This window comes from Rhodococcus pseudokoreensis (assembly GCF_017068395.1).
In the GTDB taxonomy this organism is placed as follows: Bacteria; Actinomycetota; Actinomycetes; order Mycobacteriales; family Mycobacteriaceae; genus Rhodococcus_F; species Rhodococcus_F pseudokoreensis.
On the sequence record NZ_CP070619.1, the window covers coordinates 602663 to 621354 of the forward strand.

General features: G+C 69.7%; 18 protein-coding genes. 7 read left to right on the forward strand and 11 right to left on the reverse strand.

The features are described from left to right. Positions 1-57: 57 nt before the first annotated feature. The 7 genes from cobA to mqo all read right to left on the reverse strand — a co-directional run bounded on the left by cobA (position 58) and on the right by mqo (position 8014). Complete coding sequence (gene cobA / locus JWS13_RS08205) at positions 58-1284, reverse strand: uroporphyrinogen-III C-methyltransferase (protein WP_206005233.1); 1227 nt, start codon at positions 1282-1284, stop codon at positions 58-60. 47 nt (positions 1285-1331) lie between these two features. Continuing rightward, complete coding sequence (locus JWS13_RS08210; protein WP_206005234.1) at positions 1332-1712, reverse strand: cobalamin biosynthesis protein; 381 nt, start codon at positions 1710-1712, stop codon at positions 1332-1334. Next, positions 1705-3105 (reverse strand): cobyrinic acid a,c-diamide synthase CobB, encoded by a 1401-nt coding sequence (locus JWS13_RS08215; RefSeq protein ID WP_206005235.1) that lies wholly within the window; start codon positions 3103-3105, stop codon positions 1705-1707. Before JWS13_RS08215 ends, JWS13_RS08210 begins: the two co-directional genes overlap by 8 nt. Next, positions 3099-3713, reverse strand: a complete 615-nt coding sequence (gene cobO, locus JWS13_RS08220; protein WP_124392813.1) for a cob(I)yrinic acid a,c-diamide adenosyltransferase — start codon at positions 3711-3713, stop codon at positions 3099-3101. The genes JWS13_RS08215 and cobO overlap by 7 nt, the downstream gene beginning before the upstream one ends. A gap of 36 nt (positions 3714-3749) precedes the next feature. After that, on the reverse strand, positions 3750-5663 hold the full coding sequence (locus JWS13_RS08225; RefSeq protein WP_206011537.1) for a magnesium chelatase subunit D family protein: 1914 nt from the start codon (positions 5661-5663) through the stop codon (positions 3750-3752). Positions 5664-5874: 211 nt separating this feature from the next. Then, positions 5875-6405 (reverse strand): GNAT family N-acetyltransferase, encoded by a 531-nt coding sequence (locus JWS13_RS08230; RefSeq protein ID WP_206005236.1) that lies wholly within the window; start codon positions 6403-6405, stop codon positions 5875-5877. A 64-nt stretch (positions 6406-6469) separates the two neighbouring features. Further along, on the reverse strand, positions 6470-8014 hold the full coding sequence (mqo, locus tag JWS13_RS08235; protein WP_206005237.1) for a malate dehydrogenase (quinone): 1545 nt from the start codon (positions 8012-8014) through the stop codon (positions 6470-6472). Positions 8015-8135: 121 nt separating this feature from the next. On the opposite strand from mqo, the gene JWS13_RS08240 reads away from it, so the two are divergent. Genes JWS13_RS08240 through JWS13_RS08250 form a run of 3 tightly spaced genes read left to right on the forward strand, consistent with a single transcriptional unit; the run spans position 8136 to position 10854 of the window. Then, complete coding sequence (locus JWS13_RS08240) at positions 8136-9146, forward strand: alpha/beta hydrolase (RefSeq protein ID WP_206005239.1); 1011 nt, start codon at positions 8136-8138, stop codon at positions 9144-9146. Continuing rightward, on the forward strand, positions 9143-10528 hold the full coding sequence (gene mtr / locus JWS13_RS08245) for a mycothione reductase (RefSeq protein ID WP_206005241.1): 1386 nt from the start codon (positions 9143-9145) through the stop codon (positions 10526-10528). Before JWS13_RS08240 ends, mtr begins: the two co-directional genes overlap by 4 nt. Then, positions 10525-10854 (forward strand): YnfA family protein, encoded by a 330-nt coding sequence (locus JWS13_RS08250; protein WP_206005242.1) that lies wholly within the window; start codon positions 10525-10527, stop codon positions 10852-10854. Before mtr ends, JWS13_RS08250 begins: the two co-directional genes overlap by 4 nt. Before the next feature lie 34 nt (positions 10855-10888). Here JWS13_RS08250 and JWS13_RS08255 read toward each other — a convergent pair whose 3' ends face one another. Continuing rightward, positions 10889-11455, reverse strand: a complete 567-nt coding sequence (locus tag JWS13_RS08255) for an alpha/beta fold hydrolase (protein ID WP_095860754.1) — start codon at positions 11453-11455, stop codon at positions 10889-10891. Positions 11456-11558: 103 nt separating this feature from the next. Between JWS13_RS08255 and JWS13_RS08260 the strand changes: the two genes are divergently transcribed. Genes JWS13_RS08260 through JWS13_RS08270 form a run of 3 tightly spaced genes read left to right on the forward strand, consistent with a single transcriptional unit; the run spans position 11559 to position 13533 of the window. Beyond that, positions 11559-11921 carry a GntR family transcriptional regulator gene (locus JWS13_RS08260; protein WP_124392807.1) on the forward strand — a complete coding sequence of 121 codons (363 nt, stop codon included), beginning with the start codon at positions 11559-11561 and terminating at the stop codon, positions 11919-11921. Further along, complete coding sequence (locus tag JWS13_RS08265; RefSeq protein ID WP_206005243.1) at positions 11918-12838, forward strand: ABC transporter ATP-binding protein; 921 nt, start codon at positions 11918-11920, stop codon at positions 12836-12838. The genes JWS13_RS08260 and JWS13_RS08265 overlap by 4 nt, the downstream gene beginning before the upstream one ends. Beyond that, a complete protein-coding gene (locus tag JWS13_RS08270) occupies positions 12835-13533 on the forward strand; it encodes an ABC transporter permease (protein WP_206005244.1) in 699 nt (232 codons plus the stop codon). The genes JWS13_RS08265 and JWS13_RS08270 overlap by 4 nt, the downstream gene beginning before the upstream one ends. Here the strand turns inward: JWS13_RS08270 and JWS13_RS08275 are convergent. The 3 genes from JWS13_RS08275 to JWS13_RS08285 form a co-directional block, all read right to left on the reverse strand. Beyond that, entirely contained in the window at positions 13530-15068 is a 1539-nt protein-coding gene (locus JWS13_RS08275) for a cobyric acid synthase (protein WP_206005246.1), read from the reverse strand. The two genes, JWS13_RS08270 and JWS13_RS08275, sit on opposite strands and share 4 nt — an antisense overlap. Beyond that, the gene (map, locus tag JWS13_RS08280; protein ID WP_072937841.1) at positions 15065-15922 is read right to left on the reverse strand and encodes a type I methionyl aminopeptidase; all 858 of its coding nucleotides are present in this window, start codon (positions 15920-15922) and stop codon (positions 15065-15067) included. The genes JWS13_RS08275 and map overlap by 4 nt, the downstream gene beginning before the upstream one ends. A 117-nt stretch (positions 15923-16039) precedes the next feature. Further along, positions 16040-17659, reverse strand: a complete 1620-nt coding sequence (locus tag JWS13_RS08285; protein WP_206005248.1) for an AMP-binding protein — start codon at positions 17657-17659, stop codon at positions 16040-16042. Between the two features lie 116 nt (positions 17660-17775). Between JWS13_RS08285 and JWS13_RS08290 the strand changes: the two genes are divergently transcribed. Next, positions 17776-18642: a helix-turn-helix transcriptional regulator gene (locus tag JWS13_RS08290; RefSeq protein ID WP_206005249.1), complete on the forward strand. Its 867-nt coding sequence runs from the start codon at positions 17776-17778 to the stop codon at positions 18640-18642. The last annotated feature ends 50 nt before the right edge of the window (positions 18643-18692 follow it).

The window sequence follows — 18692 nt, forward strand, 5'->3', positions numbered from 1 at the left end:
ACGGGTTCGACGCCGGCGCGCCTTCGGGTACTCGGGATTCAGACACGGGGGTTCACGTTACCCAGCATCCACAGAAAACCCGGCCACGGGCCCGATGACCACGATGGCGGGGGGACGGATCTGCTCTTCCTTGACCCGAGCGGCGACGGTCTGGAGATCGGCCCGGAGGGTGCGCTGCGTCCGGAGGGTTCCCTCCTGGATCACCGTGACCGGGGTGTCCACGGGACGCCCGCCGTCCATCAGGACGGTCGCGAATGCCTCGATACGTTCGACGGCCATCAGCAACACGATCGTGCCCTTCAACCGGGCCAGCGCCGACCAGTCGACGAGTGAATCCGGGTGATCGGGGGCGACGTGGCCGCTGACGACGACGAACTCGTGGGTGACGCCTCGGTGCGTGACCGGGATGCCTGCGGCCGAGGGCACGGAGATGGCGCTGGTGATGCCGGGGACGACCGTGACGGGCACACCCGCGGCGGCGCACGCCTCCAGTTCCTCGTAGCCGCGCCCGAACACGTACGGGTCGCCGCCCTTGAGCCGCACCACGAACTTGCCGGCCTTCGCGCCGTCGATGAGGGCGGCGTTGATCGCCTCCTGCGCCATCGCGCGGCCGTAGGGAATCTTCGCGGCGTCGATGACCTCGACGTCCGAGCCCAGTTCGGCGAGCAGTTCCGGCGGGGCGAGGCGATCGGCGACCACCACGTCGGCACGGGCGAGCAGTCGACGGCCGCGCACGGTGATGAGGTCGGGGTCGCCCGGACCGCCGCCGACCAGTGCGACGCCGGCCGCGGGCGACTCGGCGGTGTCGGCGACCGCACCGGACTGCAACCCCTCGACGAGGGCGGTGCGCACGGCCGCGGACCGGCGGTGGTCGCCGCCCGCCAGCACACCGATGCTCATGCCGTCGTAGCTCGCGCTCGCCGGGGTAACGGCTGTCCCGTACCGGGCGTTGTCGGCGCGCACGCAGAACACGCGATTCCGTTCGGCCTCGGCGACGATCGCCGCGTTGGTGTCCGGTTCGTCCGTGCACGCGATGGCGTACCAGGCGTCGGCGAGGTCGCCGTCCCGGTATTCGCGAAGTTCCACTGTGATCTGTCCCGCAGTCGCCATTCCCTCGACCGCCGGCGTGACCTCGCGGCTGATCAGGTGCACCTGCGCGCCCGACGCGATCAGGAGCCCGAGCCTGCGCTGAGCCACCGTTCCGCCACCGACCACGACCACACGACGATCGGCCAAATTGAGTCCGACCAGGTAGTTGGTCTCGTCTCCGGTGGCAGCAGTCACGCGCTCTCCCCGTTTCTCCTGAAATTCCTGCACGGCTCGTCTCGAACCTACGAAACTTTACGGGCTGCCGCGACGACGACGCCATTCGCGGACCACTTGGTCACGATCAAGGGCCCGCCGCCCGCGCCGAGCACCGCCGCCGCTTCCGCGACGCTCGGCGATCCCGTCGCCGACTGCACCCGGTCCGACGGGTTGGCCACCTCGACGGCGGCGAGTTCGCCCGCCGCGAATCCGCGGACGGGGACGCCCAACTCCGACGCGGCGTCCAGGAGGGCCGGTTCCGCTGCCTTGCGGTCGAGGGTGCACAGGCAGTGCAGCGCCGCGTCCGAACCGTGGTGCGCAGACGCCAGCACGTGCCGGACGGCGGCGACGATGTCGGCGCGGCCCGCTGCCGCTCGGAACCCGACGCCGACGCAGACGTCAACCACGAGCGGAAAACGTGCGGGCCGCGGCGACGAAGCGGGTGATCGCCTGCGGGTGGCCCGCGGGATGGGTGTGCAGGTACGAGGCGTGCACACCGCCGCGCACGAAGCCCTCCCGCGCCGGAGCGCCGTCCCAGGGGCGCCACCCCCACGCCGGCACGAATCCGTCCGCCTCCGCCGCGGCGAGGGACGTGCGATGGAACTCGTGGCCGACCACCCGCTCACCCGCCGCGAAGAGGATGGAGTCCGTCACGGCCACCGCTTCGCGGTACCCGAGTGTCAGGCGAGACCCGAACGTGGCGTCGACCCCGACCACGGAGGCCATGGCGTGGCCGTCGAGGGTGCGCGCGAGATAGAGCAGACCGGCGCATTCGGCGTGGATCGGCGCCCCAGCGCCGGCTAGTTCGCGGATCTGCGCCAGGAGCGCGGCGTTCCCGGCGAGCGCGACGGCGTGCTCCTCGGGAAAACCACCGGGCAGCACCACGCCGCTGGTGCCGGGCGGCAGCGGGTCGTGCAGGGGGTCGAACGTGATCACGTCCGCACCGGCCGCGCCCAGGAGTTCGCGGTGCTCGGCGTATCCGAACGTGAACGCGCGGCCCCCGGCGATCGCCACGGTGGGACGCGGGCCGGGCGGAGGTGGTCCGACCTCGGCGGCGGGATCCCACGCCGGACCGTCGACTGTCGCGGACGCGAGCGCACGGATGGCCGGGAGGTCGAGGTGGCGGGCGGCGAGGCGGGTCATCGCGTCGACGGCGTTCACCGCGTCCGCGCCGTGTTCGGCGGCCGGGATCAGCCCGAGGTGGCGCGAGGGGACCTCCAGTTCGGCCATCCGCGGCACGGCGCCGAGCACGGGGAGCCCGACGCGGTCGCACGCCTGCCGCAGCACCTGTTCGTGCCGCGGGCTGCCCACCCGGTTGAGGATCACCCCGCCGATACGGACCCCGGAGTCGTACGTCGAGAAGCCGTGCAGGACGGCGGCCAGGCTCTGGCTGTGGCCGCGGGCGTCCACCACGAGCACCACGGGGGCGCCGAGCAGCGCGGCCACCTGGGCGGTCGATCCCTCCGCCGACGGCTCGTGGGACGCGGCGTCGATCTTGCCGTCGAACAGGCCCATGACGCCCTCGACGACCGCGAGTTCACAGCCCGAACTCCCGTGCCGGTACAGCGGCGCGATCCGCTCTGCGCCGACCATGACCGGGTCGAGGTTGCGTCCCGGACGTCCCGCCGCGAGCCCGTGGTACCCGGGGTCGATGTAGTCGGGGCCGACCTTGAACGGCGCCACGGCGCAGCCGGACTCGCGCAGGGCCCCCACCAGACCGGTTGCGACGGTGGTCTTTCCGCTGCCCGACGCGGGTGCTGCGATGACCACCGCGGGTACCGCGGGGAGGGTGGTCACCACTCGATGCCTCGCTGGCCCTTCCGGCCGGCGTCCATCGGATGCTTGATCTTGGTCATCTCCGTCACCAAATCCGCCGCGTCGATCAGCGCCTGCGGGGCGTCGCGGCCCGTGATCACCACGTGCTGGTTGCCCGGCCGGTTCCGCAGGACCTCGACCACCTCGTCGACGTCGACCCACCCCCACTTCAGGGGATATGTGAACTCGTCGAGCACGTAGAAGCGGTGCTCCTCGGCGCCCAGCCTGCGGGCGATCTCGGTCCACCCCTCGGCGGCCGCGGCGGCGTGGTCTTCCTCGCTGCCGTGCTTACGCGTCCACGACCAGCCCTCGCCCATCTTGTGCCACTGGACCGCGCCGCCGACACCGGTGTCGTCGTGCAGTTGGCCGAGGGCGCGGAACGCCGCTTCCTCCCCCACCTTCCACTTGGCGCTCTTGACGAACTGGAACACCCCGACGTCGAATCCCTGGTTCCAGGCGCGCAGTGCCATGCCGAACGCGGCCGTCGACTTCCCCTTGCCCGGTCCGGTGTGGACCGCGAGCACGGGAGCGTTGCGCCGTTGACGCGTGGTGAGGCCGTCGTTCGGAACGTTCTCGGGAACACCCTTGGGCATGTGTCTTCTCTCTCCCTACCGAATTCTGCGTCCGGGTCAGGCCGCGGCGCGGACGACGCCCGCGACCTGCTGCGCGGACAATTCGCCGAGCCGGACGTAACCACCCCGCAGCAGGCGGGCCAGTTCCGCGGCCAGCCCGAGCCGGACCATCCCGGTCTCGCAGTCGACGACCACCGACGCGACCGCGCTGTCGGCGAGCAGCCCCGCGGCCACCTTCGCCCGGTGCAGTGCGTCCTTGCCGCCCGTCGCCCGACCGTCGGTCAGCGCGACGACGAGGGCGCGGCGCTGCGGGTCGCGGAGCCGTTCCCGCAGCACGACCTCGCGTGCGCGCAGAAACCCTTCTGCGAGTGGCGATTTGCCGCCCGTCTTCATTCCCTGCAGGCGGCGGACGGCGATGTCGACCGACGAGGTGGGTGGCAGGACGAGTTCCGCGGCACGCCCGCGGACCGTGATCACCGCCACCTTGTCGCGGCGCTGGTAGGCGTCGCGGAGCAGTGAGACGACGGCGCCGGTCACGGCCGACAACCGGTCACGGGCCGCCATCGACCCGGAGGCGTCCACGACGAACACCACGAGGTTGCCCTCGCGGCCTTCGCGGATCGCTCCGCGCAGGTCGACGGAATCGAGGATCATCCGTCCGGCGGTCCGGCCGCGGGCCACCTGCTGCCCGGCGGCGGCGAAGAGTGTGCCCACCAGGTGGAGTCCGTGCCCCTGCTCGGCGGTCGAGCGCACCGCGCGGCCGCGGGACGAGCGGGAACGGGAACGCCTGCCGGGCGCGCCCTCGCCGACTCCGGGTACCTCGAGAAGCTTGGTGGTGAACTGGGTGCCGGTCGGCCCGGCCGGGCGCTCCGGGGGTGCCGGTGCGCCGCCTCCGGGCCCGTCGGGATCGTCGGGTCCCTCCGGGTCGGTGTCCGTGCCGTCCGCCGCGGGCGGTGCGCCGGGCGAAGATCCGGGTTCCTGCTCGGGGGGTTCCCCGGCGCCGGACCGCGCGTCCTCGTCGGCCTGCCGGAGTGCGTCGTCGAGTTGCTGTTCGTCGAGACCGGGTTCGTCGAACGGATCCCGACGGCGACGGTGTGGCAGGGTCAGTTCGGCGGCCACCCGCACGTCCTCCGCCTCGACGGCCCCGGCGCCCCGCCACGCGGCGTGCGCGGTCGCGGTGCGGGCGAGGACGAGATCGGCGCGCATGCCATCCACATCGAACGACGCACAGAGAGAAGCGATTCGGCGCAGCTCGACGTCGTCGAGGACGACGGCGTCGAGCCGGTCGCGGGCCTCGAGGATGGCGGCGGCGAGGGCGGCATCCTGCTCGGCGTACCGCTCGACGAACCCTGCGGGATCACGTTCGAAGTCCAGACGCCGCCGGACCACCTCCATGCGCACGTCCACCTCCCGCGACGCGGCGACGTCGACGGCCAGCCCGAACCGGTCGAGGAGCTGCGGCCGGAGTTCGCCCTCCTCCGGATTCATCGTGCCGACCATGACGAACCGGGCGGCGTGCGAATGCGAGATGCCGTCCCGTTCGACGTGGACGCGGCCCATCGCCGCGGCGTCGAGGAGCACGTCGACCAGATGGTCGTGCAGGAGATTGACCTCGTCGACGTAGAGCACACCCTGATGGGCAGCAGACAGCAGTCCGGGTTGGAACGCGCGCTCACCGTCGCGCAGAACCTTCTCGAGGTCGAGGGAACCGACGACGCGGTCTTCCGTGGCCCCGACCGGCAATTCGATCAGCCGCGCCGGGCGGGTGCCGTTCTCGTCCTGCACCGCGGGCAGCAGGGCGGTGAGAGCGCGGACGACCGTCGACTTGGCCGTCCCCTTCTCACCGCGGACGAGGACGCCGCCGATACCGGGATGGACCGCGCAGAGGACGAGCGCCAGCCGCAACCGGTCCTGGCCGACCACCGCACTGAACGGAAATCCCCACGAAAAGTCGGGTCGAACCTGGTCCACTTCACGATCCGTACGCACGCTGCATCCCTTCACGTCCCGGTTTCCTCGCCGAGAGCTTTGGCCGGTACGAACGCCGCGGCAATCTGGCTGGGAGACCGGATCGGCAACCAGGGTGGTGGCAGCCGGTCAGAGATCCGTCACAGTGGCGGGACCGCGCCTGATTCGAACAGGACTTCCCCGCGGACATTCACCTGACGACCCTAGTCGGCGCTCACTTCCCCGCGCTCGACGGGGCCGCCTCCGCAACCTCGTACGTATGGGCGGCACCGCCGCCGGCACCATGGGCGGCACCGCCGCCGCGACGCATGGGGACGTGCGGGATGCCGTCCTCGACGAATTCTTCGCCGTCCGGCCGGAAACCGTGCTTGGCGTACATGTCCACCAGGTACGTCTGCGCGTTGATGCGGCACGGCGCGTCGCCGACCTCGGCGAGCGCGGCGCGCAGCAGACGCGTGGTGTGTCCCTGACCGCGCGCCGGCCGCGCCGTGCACAGCCGGCCGATGCGGAACGACTTGTTGCCGTCGGCGTGCTCCTCGAGGAGGCGGAGCGTGCAGACCACCTGACCGTCCTGCTCCAGCCAGAAGTGGCGCGTCTCGGCCAGCAGGTCCCGGCCGTCGAGTTCCGGGTACGGGCACGCCTGCTCGACGACGAAGACCTCTACGCGGAGCTGGAGCAACTCGTAGAGCGTCTTGTTGTCGAGATCGAGTGCCCACGAACGCTTGAGTGCTGCAGTTGCCGTCATGACAGGCAACTATCGCACAGCGCCCGCGAGTGCGCGCGCCCGTGGACCTCGGCCGGGCGGTCGGTCAGACCGCGACCGACGCGTCCTCGACCTTGCTGGTGTCGAGCTGGAGCACCTTCGACGTCCAATCCCACACCTGCGAGAACAGGCCGGTGTCTTCGGAGAGCTTGACGCCGAGCGAGGGCACCATTTCCTGGAGCTTCGGCTTCCACGACTCGTACTGCGTCGGGAAGCAGCGCTGCAGCACGTCGAGCATGGCGGGCACGGCGGTGGACGCACCGGGCGACGCACCCAGCAGGCCCGCGATGCTGCCGTCGCCGGCGTTGACGACGGCGGTGCCGAATTCGAGGACGCCGCCCTTGCCCTTGGCCCGGCGGATGACCTGGACGCGCTGGCCGGCGGTGATCAGCTCCCAGTCCTTTCCGAGCGCCTTCGGGACGAACTCCCGCAGGGTCTCGATGCGGCCGGCCTCGGACATCGCGAGCTCACTGATCAGGTACTTGACGAGGCCGAGTTCGCTGACGCCGACGCCGAGCATCGACAGCAGGTTGTTCGGTTTGACCGAGCTGGGCAGGTCGGTGACGCGGCCCTGCTTGAGGAACTTGGGCGACCAGCCGGCGTACGGACCGAACAGCAGTCCGGGCTTGTTGCCGATCACGCGGGTGTCGAGGTGCGGAACCGACATGGGGGGCGCGCCGACGGCGGCCTTGCCGTAGACCTTGGCGCGGTGCTGGTCGATGAGCTCCGGGTTGGTGCAGCGCAGGAATGCGCCGCTGACGGGGAACCCGCCGAAGCCCTTGGCCTCCTCGATGCCGGACTTCTGCAGCAGGTGCAGTGCACCGCCGCCTGCACCGACGAACACGAACTTGGCCCGCACGACCTTCTTCGCACCGTTGCGGCGGTTGGTGACCTTGACCACCCAGCTGCCGTCGGACTGCTTGGTGAGGTCGGTGACCTCGTGCCCGAAGTGGACGATGCCGCCGGACGCGCCGACGTAGCCGAGGAGCTGCTTGGTGAGGGCGCCGAAGTCGACGTCGGTGCCGTCCTGGGTCCAGTTGAGGGCGATCGGATCGCTGAAGTCGCGGCCCTTCGCCATCAACGGCAGCCGGCGGGTGAACTCGTCGGGGGCGTCGATGTACTCCATGCCCGCGAACAGGGGGTGGCCGGCGAGGGCGTCGTAGCGGGCCCGCAGGTACTTCGCGTTGGCCTCGCCGTGCACGAAGCTCACGTGCGGAATGGGGTTGATGAACTCCTTGGGCTGCGTCAGCACACCGCTCTCGACGCCGTGCGCCCAGAACTGCCGCGACACCTGGAACTGCTCGTTCACGTTGACGGCCTTCGTGATGTCCACGCTGCCGTCGGCGTTCTGCGGGGTGTAATTGAGCTCACACAGTGCGGAGTGCCCGGTACCCGCGTTGTTCCAGGGATCACTGCTTTCGGCGGCTACTGCGTCGAGCCGCTCGAATGTGGTGATCGACCAATCGGGCTGCACCTGACGCAGGATCGCTCCCAGCGTCGCGCTCATGATGCCCGCGCCAACCAGCACTACATCCGTTTTCGTCTCTACCGCATTCTGATCTGACACTGGAGTATCGACTTCCTTGTCCATAGCCGTACGCGCATACGCCTGCCGTGTTCGCCGGATAGGTTACCCGCGCGTATGAGCGAAAATCACCTGCCCCAATTGTGCGCCTCCCCGCACGCCCGAAACGCACATTAGATTGTGATCTGTGACTACTTGGGCTCCCGACGTACTCGGCGACGGTTATCAACAGCTGACCATCCCTCTCGGCACCGACCCCGACGGGGAGGGCGAGGTGAAGGCGACACTGATCCGCTACCAGCCCGCGCAGGAGACGAAGAAGACCGGCCGCGCCGTGCTCTACGTCCACGGATTCACCGATTACTTCTTCCAGAAGCACCTGGCCGAGCACTTCGCCGAACAGGGTTACGCGTTCTTCGCACTCGATCTGCGCAAGTGCGGGCGCTCGCTCGAACCGGGGCAGACGCCGCACTTCGTCTCCGATCTGAGCCTGTACGACGCCGAACTGGACGAGGCGTTGCGCCAGGTCCGGGAACAGACCGCGGACGGGGAGGTCCTGCTGGTCGCGCATTCGACGGGCGGCCTGGTGCTGCCGCTGTGGCTGCACCGCCTGCAACGCAAGGCAGGCGGCACCGCAGCCCGCGGCATCAGCGGGGTCATCCTCAACAGCCCGTGGTTCGATCTGCAGGGGCCGTCGTACCTGCGGAACGTCGGGACGGTGGCCGTCGACGCGGTCGGGCGGGTCAAGCGCAAGTCGATCATCCCGAAGACCGGCCTCGACACGTACGGCGTGAGCCTGCACGTGGAGGGCAACGGCATCTGGAATTACAACCTCGACTGGAAGCCGCTGAGCGGTTTCCCCGTCACGTTCGGGTGGCTGCGCGCGGTGCGACGCGGGCACGCGCAGTTGCACCGGGGACTCGACATCGGCGTTCCCGCCCTGATCCTGCGTTCCAAGGCGTCGTACTTCGCCCCGCGGTACGACCCCCGGGTCGACACCGCCGACGCCGTCCTCGACGTCCGGCAGATCGCACGCTGGGCGGGGTGCCTCGGCGACCGCACGACGATCGTGCCGATCGCGGGCGCCCGGCACGACGTGTTCCTGTCCGCCGACCAGCCCCGCGCCGAGGCGTTCGCCGAGGTGGACCTGTGGCTCGAGTGGCTGCACGGCCACAACGCGGCGGAGGCGAACCGGTGACACATTTCGATCTGGCGATCATCGGTTCGGGGTCCGGCAACTCGCTGCCCGACGAACGGTTCGCGGACATGAAGGTCGCGATCCTGGAAGAGGGCACGTACGGCGGAACGTGCCTGAACGTGGGCTGCATCCCGACGAAGATGTTCGTCTACGCCGCGGAGGTGGCCCGCACGGTCACCGGTTCCGCGAAGTACGGCGTCGACGCGCAACTCGAGGGTGTGCGCTGGCCCGACATCGTCAAACGGGTCTTCGGCCGCATCGACCCGATCTCGGCCGGCGGGGAACGCTACCGCGCCGAGGACAGCCCGAACACGACGCTGTTCCGCGGGCACGCGACTTTCGTGGGTCCGCGGACCCTCGACACCGGAACCGGAGAGGTGATCACGGCCGATCAGGTGGTGATCGCCGCGGGATCGCGGCCGATCATTCCCGACGTCGTCCGCGAATCGGGTGTGCCGTTTTACACGAACAACGACATCATGCGGCTGCCGGAACTGCCCGAGCGGATGGTGATCATCGGCGCGGGATTCATCGCCGCCGAGTTCGCGCACGTGTTCTCCGCGCTGGGCACCCGGGTGTCGCTGATCGCGCGCAGCCCACGCCTGCTGCGCCACCTCGACGAGGACGTCTCCCGCCGGTTCACGGATCTCGCCGAGCAGAAGTGGGACGTGCACCGCGGGCACGCCGTGAAGGCTGTGCGCCGGGACGGTGACGGCGTCGCCGTCGAACTCGAGGACGGCACCGTCGTCTCGGGCGACGTTCTGCTGGTGGCTACCGGCCGGCAGTCGAACGGGGACGCCATCGGGGCCGCCGCCGGTGGCGTCGACCTCGACGACGAGGGACGCGTCGTGGTCGACGACTTCCAACGGACCAGTGCCGAAGGCGTTTTCGCGCTCGGCGACGCCTCCTCGCCGTACCAGCTCAAGCATGTCGCCAACCACGAGGCCCGGGTCGTTCAGCACAATCTGCTGCAGGACGCGTGGAAGGACACGTCGGGGCTGCGCGCCTCGGACCACCGGTTCGTTCCCGCCGCCGTGTTCACCGACCCGCAGATCGCGCACGTCGGGCTCACCGAGGCCGAGGCCCGGGAGGCCGGCTGGGACGTCACGGTGAAGGTGCAGGCGTACGGCGACGTCGCGTACGGCTGGGCGATGGAGGACGACGAGGGGCTCTGCAAGGTTGTCGCCGAACGGGGTACCGGGCGTCTGCTGGGAGCGCACGTGATCGGCGCCCAGGCACCGACGGTGATCCAGCCGCTGATTCAGGCGATGAGCTTCGGTTTGACGGCGCAGCAGATGGCGCGGGGACAGTACTGGATCCACCCGGCGATGCCCGAGGTGGTCGAGAACGCTCTCCTCGGCCTCGACGTGCCGTTCGAGTGACGGTCGCCAAATCCGTCTCGCTGTTCGCCGTCGCGGCGCTGTTCGAGATCGGCGGCGCGTGGCTGGTGTGGCAGGGCGTCCGCGAGCACCGGGGCTGGATCTGGATCGGCGCCGGTGTCGCGGCGCTCGGAGCGTACGGGTTCGTCGCGACGATGCAGCCGGACGCCAACTTCGGCCGCATCCTCGCCGCCTACGGCGGGGTGTTCGTCGCGGGCTCGCTGATCTGGGGCATGGTGGCCGACGGTTTCCGCCCGGACCGCTGGGACGTCTCGGGCGCCCTCATCTGCCTGCTGGGCATGGCCGTCATCATGTACGCCCCACGCTGAGCCCGGCCGGGCTCGGCGTGGGGCCGCACCGGGCCTACCAGGGGCTGGTGCGGAGCACGATCTCTGTCGCGAGTTCCGCCGCCGCGGCCGCCGGGACGTTGCTGACACCGTCGAGTTGGACGACGCGGAAGTCGGAGTAGACGAAGCGTCCGCTGGCGTCCGCCTCGGCGCGCCGGTCGGGGTCCCCGACCATCACGGTCGTGGGGAGTTCGACCGCAGGACAGTCGGATCCGCGCACTGCACCCGCGGCGTCGGGCGCCGCCGGATGCCCCCGGTCGGCGACGACGAGGCTCGCGAAGCGCCCGAACTGACGCGCCGCCAGCGACCAGGCCAGTTCTGCCCCTTCCCGGCTGCCGACGAGGTTGACCCACCCGACCTTCAGCTCGTCGAGCAGGCCCATGACCGCTGCTTCGTCGAGACCGGTGATGTCCTCGGGCACGATCGTGCGCAGGTCCGAATTGTGCAGGCGCTCGCAGACGCCGTCGTAGACATCCGGCCCGTCGCCGGCCCCCGGTAGCAGCAGAACGGTGTGTTTGCTCTCCGGTCCGTCGATCCGGACCGTGCAATTTCCATTTCCCACCGCCACGTGCGTCAGTTCCATGGGCTAAAAACTACGCGATCGGGGACCTCTTGCGCTCGGACCGCCCTAGTTCTATGGTTCATTACATGAGTAATGAACCGATCAACCGACGAGGCGGGCGTCGATGATCGACAACGGCAGACCGCTGTTCCAGCAGATCGCAGAACTCATCGAGAACTCGATCATCGACGGCAGCCTTCCCGAGGAAGGTCAGGTGCCGTCCACCAACGAGCTCGCCGCATTCCACCGGATCAACCCGGCGACCGCAGCCAAGGGCCTGAATCAGCTCGTCGCCGACGGGATCCTCTACAAGAAGCGGGGAATCGGGATGTTCGTCACGTCCGGCGCCCGGAACGCGCTGCGCTTCAGGCGACGCGAGCGGTTCGCGCGCCAGTTCATCGATCCGCTCGTCACCGAGGCGGACAAACTCGGCGTCAGCATCGCCGAACTCAAGACCATGCTCGACCAATGGGAGGGAGCACGATGATCGGCACGGTATCCGACACGAAAACCATCGCCTCGGCGCGAGGCCTCGGCAAGCGATTCGGCGACTTCGCCGCACTCGACGGGATCGATTTCTCGTTGCAGGAGAAGAAGATCTACGGCCTCCTCGGCCGCAACGGCGCGGGCAAGACCACGCTCATGCAGATCGTCACCGGCCAGGAGTTCCCGACCTCGGGTGCGGTCGAGGTCTTCGGGCAGGCGCCGCACGAGAATGCCCGGGTGCTCACCGACGTCTGCTTCGTCAAGGAGAGCCAGAAGTACCCGGACGACTTCAAGGTGCGGCACGTCCTCGCGAGCGCGCGGCACCTGCTCCCCCACTGGAACGAGGAACTCGCACAGACGCTGATGGAGGATTTCGACCTTCCGTCGTGCCGCAAGGTGAAGAAACTCTCGCGGGGCATGACCTCCGCGCTCGGAGTGACGGTCGGCCTGGCCTCCCGCGCACCGCTCACCCTGTTCGACGAGCCGTATCTCGGTCTCGACGCCGTCGCACGGCATCTCTTCTACGACCGGTTGCTCGCCGACTACGCCGAACACCCGCGCACGGTCGTGCTGTCCACGCACCTCATCGACGAGGTCAGCGACCTGATCGAACACGTGATCCTGATCGACAAGGGACGGATCGTCCTCGACGAGGACGCCGACGCACTCCGCGGGGGCGCCGTCGTCGTCTCCGGCCTTGCGTCGCTCGTGGCCGCATTCACCTCGAACAAGACCGTGCTGCACCGGGAATCGCTCGGCAGTCACGAACGGGCGACGGTACAGACCACACTGTCGGACACCGAACGAGACCGGGCGGTCGACGAGGGCCTGCAGTTCGAACCCCTCAGCCTTCAACAACTCGTGGTCCGCAGCACCACAGCCGCCGGCACCACCACCCGCAAGGAGGACGCACGATGACGAACCGGGTCCTGACCGTCTCCCGCATCCACACCGTCGCCTGGCCCCTGCTCGTCGCATGGCCGCTGGGCGTCCTCGTCGGATCGTTCACGATCGGTGCCGCCATCTTCGCGATGGTCGGCGACACCGGCAGCGACATCAATTTCAGCGGCGGCGTCTTCTCCCTGTTCGGGTTCGCGCTCGCGTTCTACCTGCAGGCCATGACGCAGACGTTCCCGTTCGCACTGGGAATGAGCGTCACCCGGCGCGACTACTTCGCGGCCACCCTGCTGGTCGCCGCCGTCCAGGTTCTCGTGTTCGGGGTGCTGCTCTACAGCCTGTCGCTGATCGAGGTGACCACCGGCGGATGGGGCGTCGGGATGCGGATGTTCGCGATACCCGACTATTTCACGTCCGTGCCGGTGATCCAGCTCGCCACGTACTTCGCCTTCCTGCCGCTGACCGCGGCGGCGGGACTGTTCCTGGGCGCGCTGCATCACCGGTGGCGGGTGGTGGGCCTGTTCACGCTCGGCGTCTGCACGCTCCTGGCCGCAGGTGCCGCCGCATTCGTGATCACGTGGCAGAAGTGGTGGCCGGACATCGGCCACTGGTTCGCCGACGTGCCCCGATCGGTGCCGATGGTGTGGCTGCCCGCGCTGGCCGCCGCGGCGGGCATCCTCGCCGCGTGGACGGTCGTCCGCCGCGCGACGGCCTAGCGCAGCAGGGTCGACGCGATGGTCGGCAGCCCGGTCGGGGCGCCCGCGCCGAGCAGCGCCTCGAGGGCGTGCAGATCGAGGTTCTGCTCCACCAGGTCCGCCAGCAGATCGAGTTGAGCGGTCCGGATCGCGGCGACGTCCGTGTCCGGGGCGGTGACGAAACCGGTTCTCCCCGCGTGCTCGGCCACGTCGTCCAGCAGAATCCGGCGGAAGCGGTCCGTCTCGAGCAGACCGTGCCAGTGTGTGCCGTACACGGCGCCGCGGATACTGCCTTCCGCGGCGCCGCTGCTCGCGTGGAGCAGCGGCGGATCACCGTTGCGGCGCACCCGCCCGTGATGGATCTCGTACCCGGACACCGGAACTCCGTGGGCGTCGCCGCGGACCTGGGCGAGCACCTTGTCCGGGGCGAACTCCACCTCGAGGTCGAGCAGCCCCAGTCCGGGCACCGCACCCCGGCCGGATTCGACGTCGTCGACGATGACGGACCCGAGCATCTGGTAGCCGCCGCAGACACCGAGAACCGGGCCGCCGCGTTTCGCATGCACGGTGATCGCATCCGCGATGCCGGTGCGGCGCAACCACTCCAGATCCGACACCGTCGACTTGCTGCCGGGCAGCACGATCAGGTCGGCGTCCTCGAGCCGCGACGGATCGGTGACCCAGCGCACCGACACCCCCGGTTCGCACGCGAGCGCCTCGACGTCCGTCGAATTGGAGATGCGGGGCAGGCGGATCGCCGCCACGCGCAGCCAGTCGTCGCCGACCGGTGGCGCCGGACGCCCGACCGGGGCGTCCCCCACCACACCCAGCGAATCCTCCGCGTCGAGCCACAGGTCCTCGGCGAACGGAATCACCCCGAACGTCGGGCGACCCGTCATCGCCGTCAACTGCTCCAGACCCGGCGCCAGCAACGACACGTCGCCGCGGAACTTGTTGATCACGAAACCCGCGATCAGCGCCTGGTCCTCCGGTGCGAGGACCGCCACCGTGCCGAACAGGTGAGCCAGCACCCCACCGCGGTCGATGTCGCCGACGACGAGCACCGGCAGGTCCGCCGCGCGCGCGAGCCCCATGTTCGCGAGGTCCGTGGCCCGCAGGTTGATCTCGGCGGGAGACCCTGCCCCCTCACACAGCACGACGTCGTAGTCGGCGCGCAGCGATTCCAGTTCCTCGGCCACCACCGCGCGCAGGTGCTGCCGGTGCTCGATGTAGTCGCGGGCCCCGACCGTCGTGACCGCCCGCCCGCGCACCACCAGTTGCGACGTGCGGTCGCTGCCCGGTTTCAGCAGCACCGGGTTGAAACGGACGCTCGGCTCGAGCCCACAGGCCGCGGCCTGCAGGGCCTGCGCCCGGCCGATCTCCCCGCCGTCCAGCGTGACGACGGAGTTGTTCGACATGTTCTGCGCCTTGAACGGCGCCACCCGGACACCCCGCCGCGCCAGCATCCGGCACAGTCCGGCCACGAGCACACTCTTGCCCGCGTCGGACGTGGTGCCGGCGACGAGCAGGGCGCCCCTCCACCGGCTCTCGCTCAAGGCAGGGTGAGGATCTCGTTGCCGGTCTCGGTGACCACGATGGTGTGCTCGAACTGGGCCGTCCACTTGCGGTCCTTGGTGACCACGGTCCAGTCGTCGTCCCACATGTCCCAGCCGATGTCACCGAGGTTGATCATCGGTTCGATCGTGAACACCATGCCGGGTTCGATGACCGTGTCCACGGAGGGCTCGTCGTAGTGGAGGATGACGAGGCCGTTGTGGAACGTGGTGCCGATGCCGTGCCCGGTGAAGTCGCGGACCACGCCGTATCCGAAGCGGTGCGCGTACGACTCGATGACGCGGCCGACGACGTTGAGTGCGCGGCCCGGCTTGACGGCCTTGATGGCGCGCATCGTCGCCTCGTGGGTCCGCTCCACCAGCAACCGGTTCTCCTCGGCGACGTCGCCGGCGAGGAACGTGGCGTTGGTGTCTCCGTGCACGCCGCCGATGTAGGCGGTGACGTCGATGTTGACGATGTCACCGTCCTGGATCACCGTCGAGTCGGGGATGCCGTGGCAGATCACCTCGTTCAGCGACGTGCAGCACGACTTGGGGAATCCCTTGTAGCCGAGCGTCGACGGATAGGCGCCGTGATCGATCATGTACTCGTGCGCGATGCGGTCGAGTTCGTCGGTGGTGACGCCGGGCGCCACCGCCTTACCAGCCTCCTGCAGGGCCTGCGCGGCGATCTTGCTCGCCACCCGCATGGCCTCGATGGTCTCCGGGGTCTGGACCCACGGCTCGTTGCCTTCCTTCGCCGTGGGCTTCCACGCGTACTCGGGACGCTCGATCCCCGCCGGTACGGCGAGGACGGGAGACACGGTTCCGGGGCTCAGTGCTGTGCGGACAGACATGGCTACCAGGTTAGACCCGCACCTGGCCGGGGCGCCCCGGGACCCGCCGCGCTGACGCACCCGTGCGCCTTTCCGGTAGCGGGAGCAACCGGAAGGGCGCACGAGCGGCGGAGCCGCCTACCGCTGGCGGAGCAGGTACCGCTGCACCTTGCCGCTGGGGGTCTTCGGCAGGCCCGGGACGAAGTGCACGGTGCGCGGGTAGGCATGCGCGGCGAACTTCTTCTTCACCAGCGTCTGCAGTTCGACCTCGAGTTCACCGGTTCCGTCGATGCCGTCGCGCAGGACGACGAACGCCTCGAGCACCTCACCGCGCAGTTCGTCGGGCATCCCGACGACCGCCGCCTCGACGACGTGGTCGTGCATGACGAGCACGCTCTCGACGTCGAAGGGCCCGATCCGGTAGCCGGCCATGATGATCACGTCGTCGTCGCGGGCAGAGAAGAAGTAGAAGCCGTCCTCGTCGGTCTGCCCGGCGTCGCCGGTGAGGTACCAGCGACCGTCGGCGGTGAACCGCTGCGCGGTCTTCTCCGGTGCGTCGACGTAGCCGGTGAACCACATCAGCGGGCTGTTATGGGTGTCGATGGCGACCCGCCCCGGCGTGCGCGGCGGGGCGACGGCGTCGGAATCGTCCGCGAGGACGGCGCACGCCCACCCCGGCAGCGGCTTGCCCATGGACCCCTCGCGCACCTCGTCCTGCAGCCCGTCGGCCCAGGCGTTGGCGATGAACATGCCGTGTTCGGTCTGGCCGTAGTGGTCGCGGACGAACACGTTCAGATTGGCCTCGGCCCACGAGATCACGTCGGGGGTGAGGGGTTCGCCCGCCGACGACGCGCGCCGCAGCGCTACCGTCTCGGGGATCGGCGTGGGGTCGGCGCGCAGGCTGCGGTAGACGGTGGGTGCGGCGGCGAAGTTGGTGACGCCGAACCGCTCCATGACCTGCCAGGTGAGGGGTGCGGAGAACCCTGCGTGCAGCAGAATGCTGCGGGTGCCCGCGGCGAGCGGCCCGAGCAGCGCGTAGTAGAGGCCGTACGCCCAGCCGGGGTCGGCGGCGTTCCAGAACACGTCGTCCTTGCGGACGTCGAGGCCGAACTCCTGGTAGGCGTGGAACGACGCGAGTGCCCGCAGGGGCACCGGCACACCCTTCGGGGTCCCGGTCGTGCCACTGGTGAACAACTGGACGAGGGGTCCCGCTCCCCCGGCCGTGACGGCCGCACCCTTCGCGTCCGCGGCGTCGTGCGAGTTCACGAGCGTCGCGAAGTCGAGCGCGACGGAGCCGCCACCCACGACGACGACCTGCCACGGCGCGTCCGCGGGAATGTCCTCCCCGGGGGCCAGCTTCTCGACCTGATTGGCGTCGGAGACGACGACCTTCGCGCCGCTGGCACCGAGCCGGAACGCGATCGCCGGCGGCGCGAACGCGGTGAACAGGGGGACGTGGACGGCGCCCCGGCGCCAGATCCCGAGCAGCGCGACCACCAGTTCCGCCGACTTGCCCATCAGCGTTGCGACGTGATCCCCCGGCTCCACCCCGAGGTCCGCCAGTGCGGCGGCGAACCGCGACGACTGCTCGCGCAGATAGCCGTAGGTGAGGTCCGTCGACGACAGGTCGGATTCGACGACGGTGAACGCCACGTCGTCGGCGGGGTGTCGATCACACAGCAGTTCCGCGGCGGACGCCGTCGGCGTGTCGTACTGGTCCAGCAGTTCACGCACGCGTGCGGCGGGATCGGTGGTCATGCGGTACTCCTCGTGTTCTCATGGCCAGGTAAAGAGGTCGGGCCGTCGCCCGAACCCACTACGGTTATGATCTAGCTCACAGACCGCTGTGACTACCCCCGGAAAGGGGTGACGACTTGGTTGCTCGAGCACCGTCGCTGCTGCGCCCTCGGGACGGGGACGCACTGCGTGGTGAGCTGCGCGCCATCGCAGCTCACGGCGTTGCGCCGGTCCTGTTCGGCGGCGAGGTCCAGGACGACACCCTCCACCTCAGCGAGTTCGTCGGCACCCGCACCAACAACCTCAGGGGGCTCGCCATCCCGGCGCGTTCCGGACTGGGCGGTCGCGTGGTCGTCCAGCGCTCACCCGCGTCGGTCCACGACTACGGCAGAGCCTCGACCATCACGCACCACTACGACCGGCCCGTTCTCAGCGAGGGACTCCGGTCCATCCTGGCGGTGCCCGTCATGGTGCAGGGCAGTTCGCGTGCGGTGCTGTACGCCGCCATCCGCGATTGCGCGCCGATCGGCGACCGCACCGCGGACATCGTCGTCGCCGCGTCGCGGCGCCTCGGTACGGAGATCGCCATCCGGGACGAGGTCGACCGCCGCCTCGAGATGATGACGACACTCGAGGGCAACGGTGCAGGCGGCGCCACCACCGAGGAACTCCGGGACATCCACGCGGAACTGCGGAGTGTCGCGCAGACCGTCACCGACACCTCGCTGCAGGCCCGCCTCCGCGGGCTGTCGCAGCGACTGGCCGGGATCCTGCGCCCGGACGCCGCTGGCGCCGACGAGGACCCGGGCGTCCACCTCACGCCGCGTGAGATCGACGTCCTGTCCCACGTTGCACTGGGATGCACCAACAGTGAAGCCGCACAGCGACTCTCGGTCGGACCGGAGACGGTGAAGAGCTACCTGCGCAGCGCCATGAGCAAACTCGACGCACGGTCGCGGCACGAGGCGGTGGTCACCGCACGCAGGCTCGGGCTGCTCCCCTAGCGAACGCGTCTCCTCGAACGAGGGACGCTGGCGGTAGCGAAAGGCGGTGG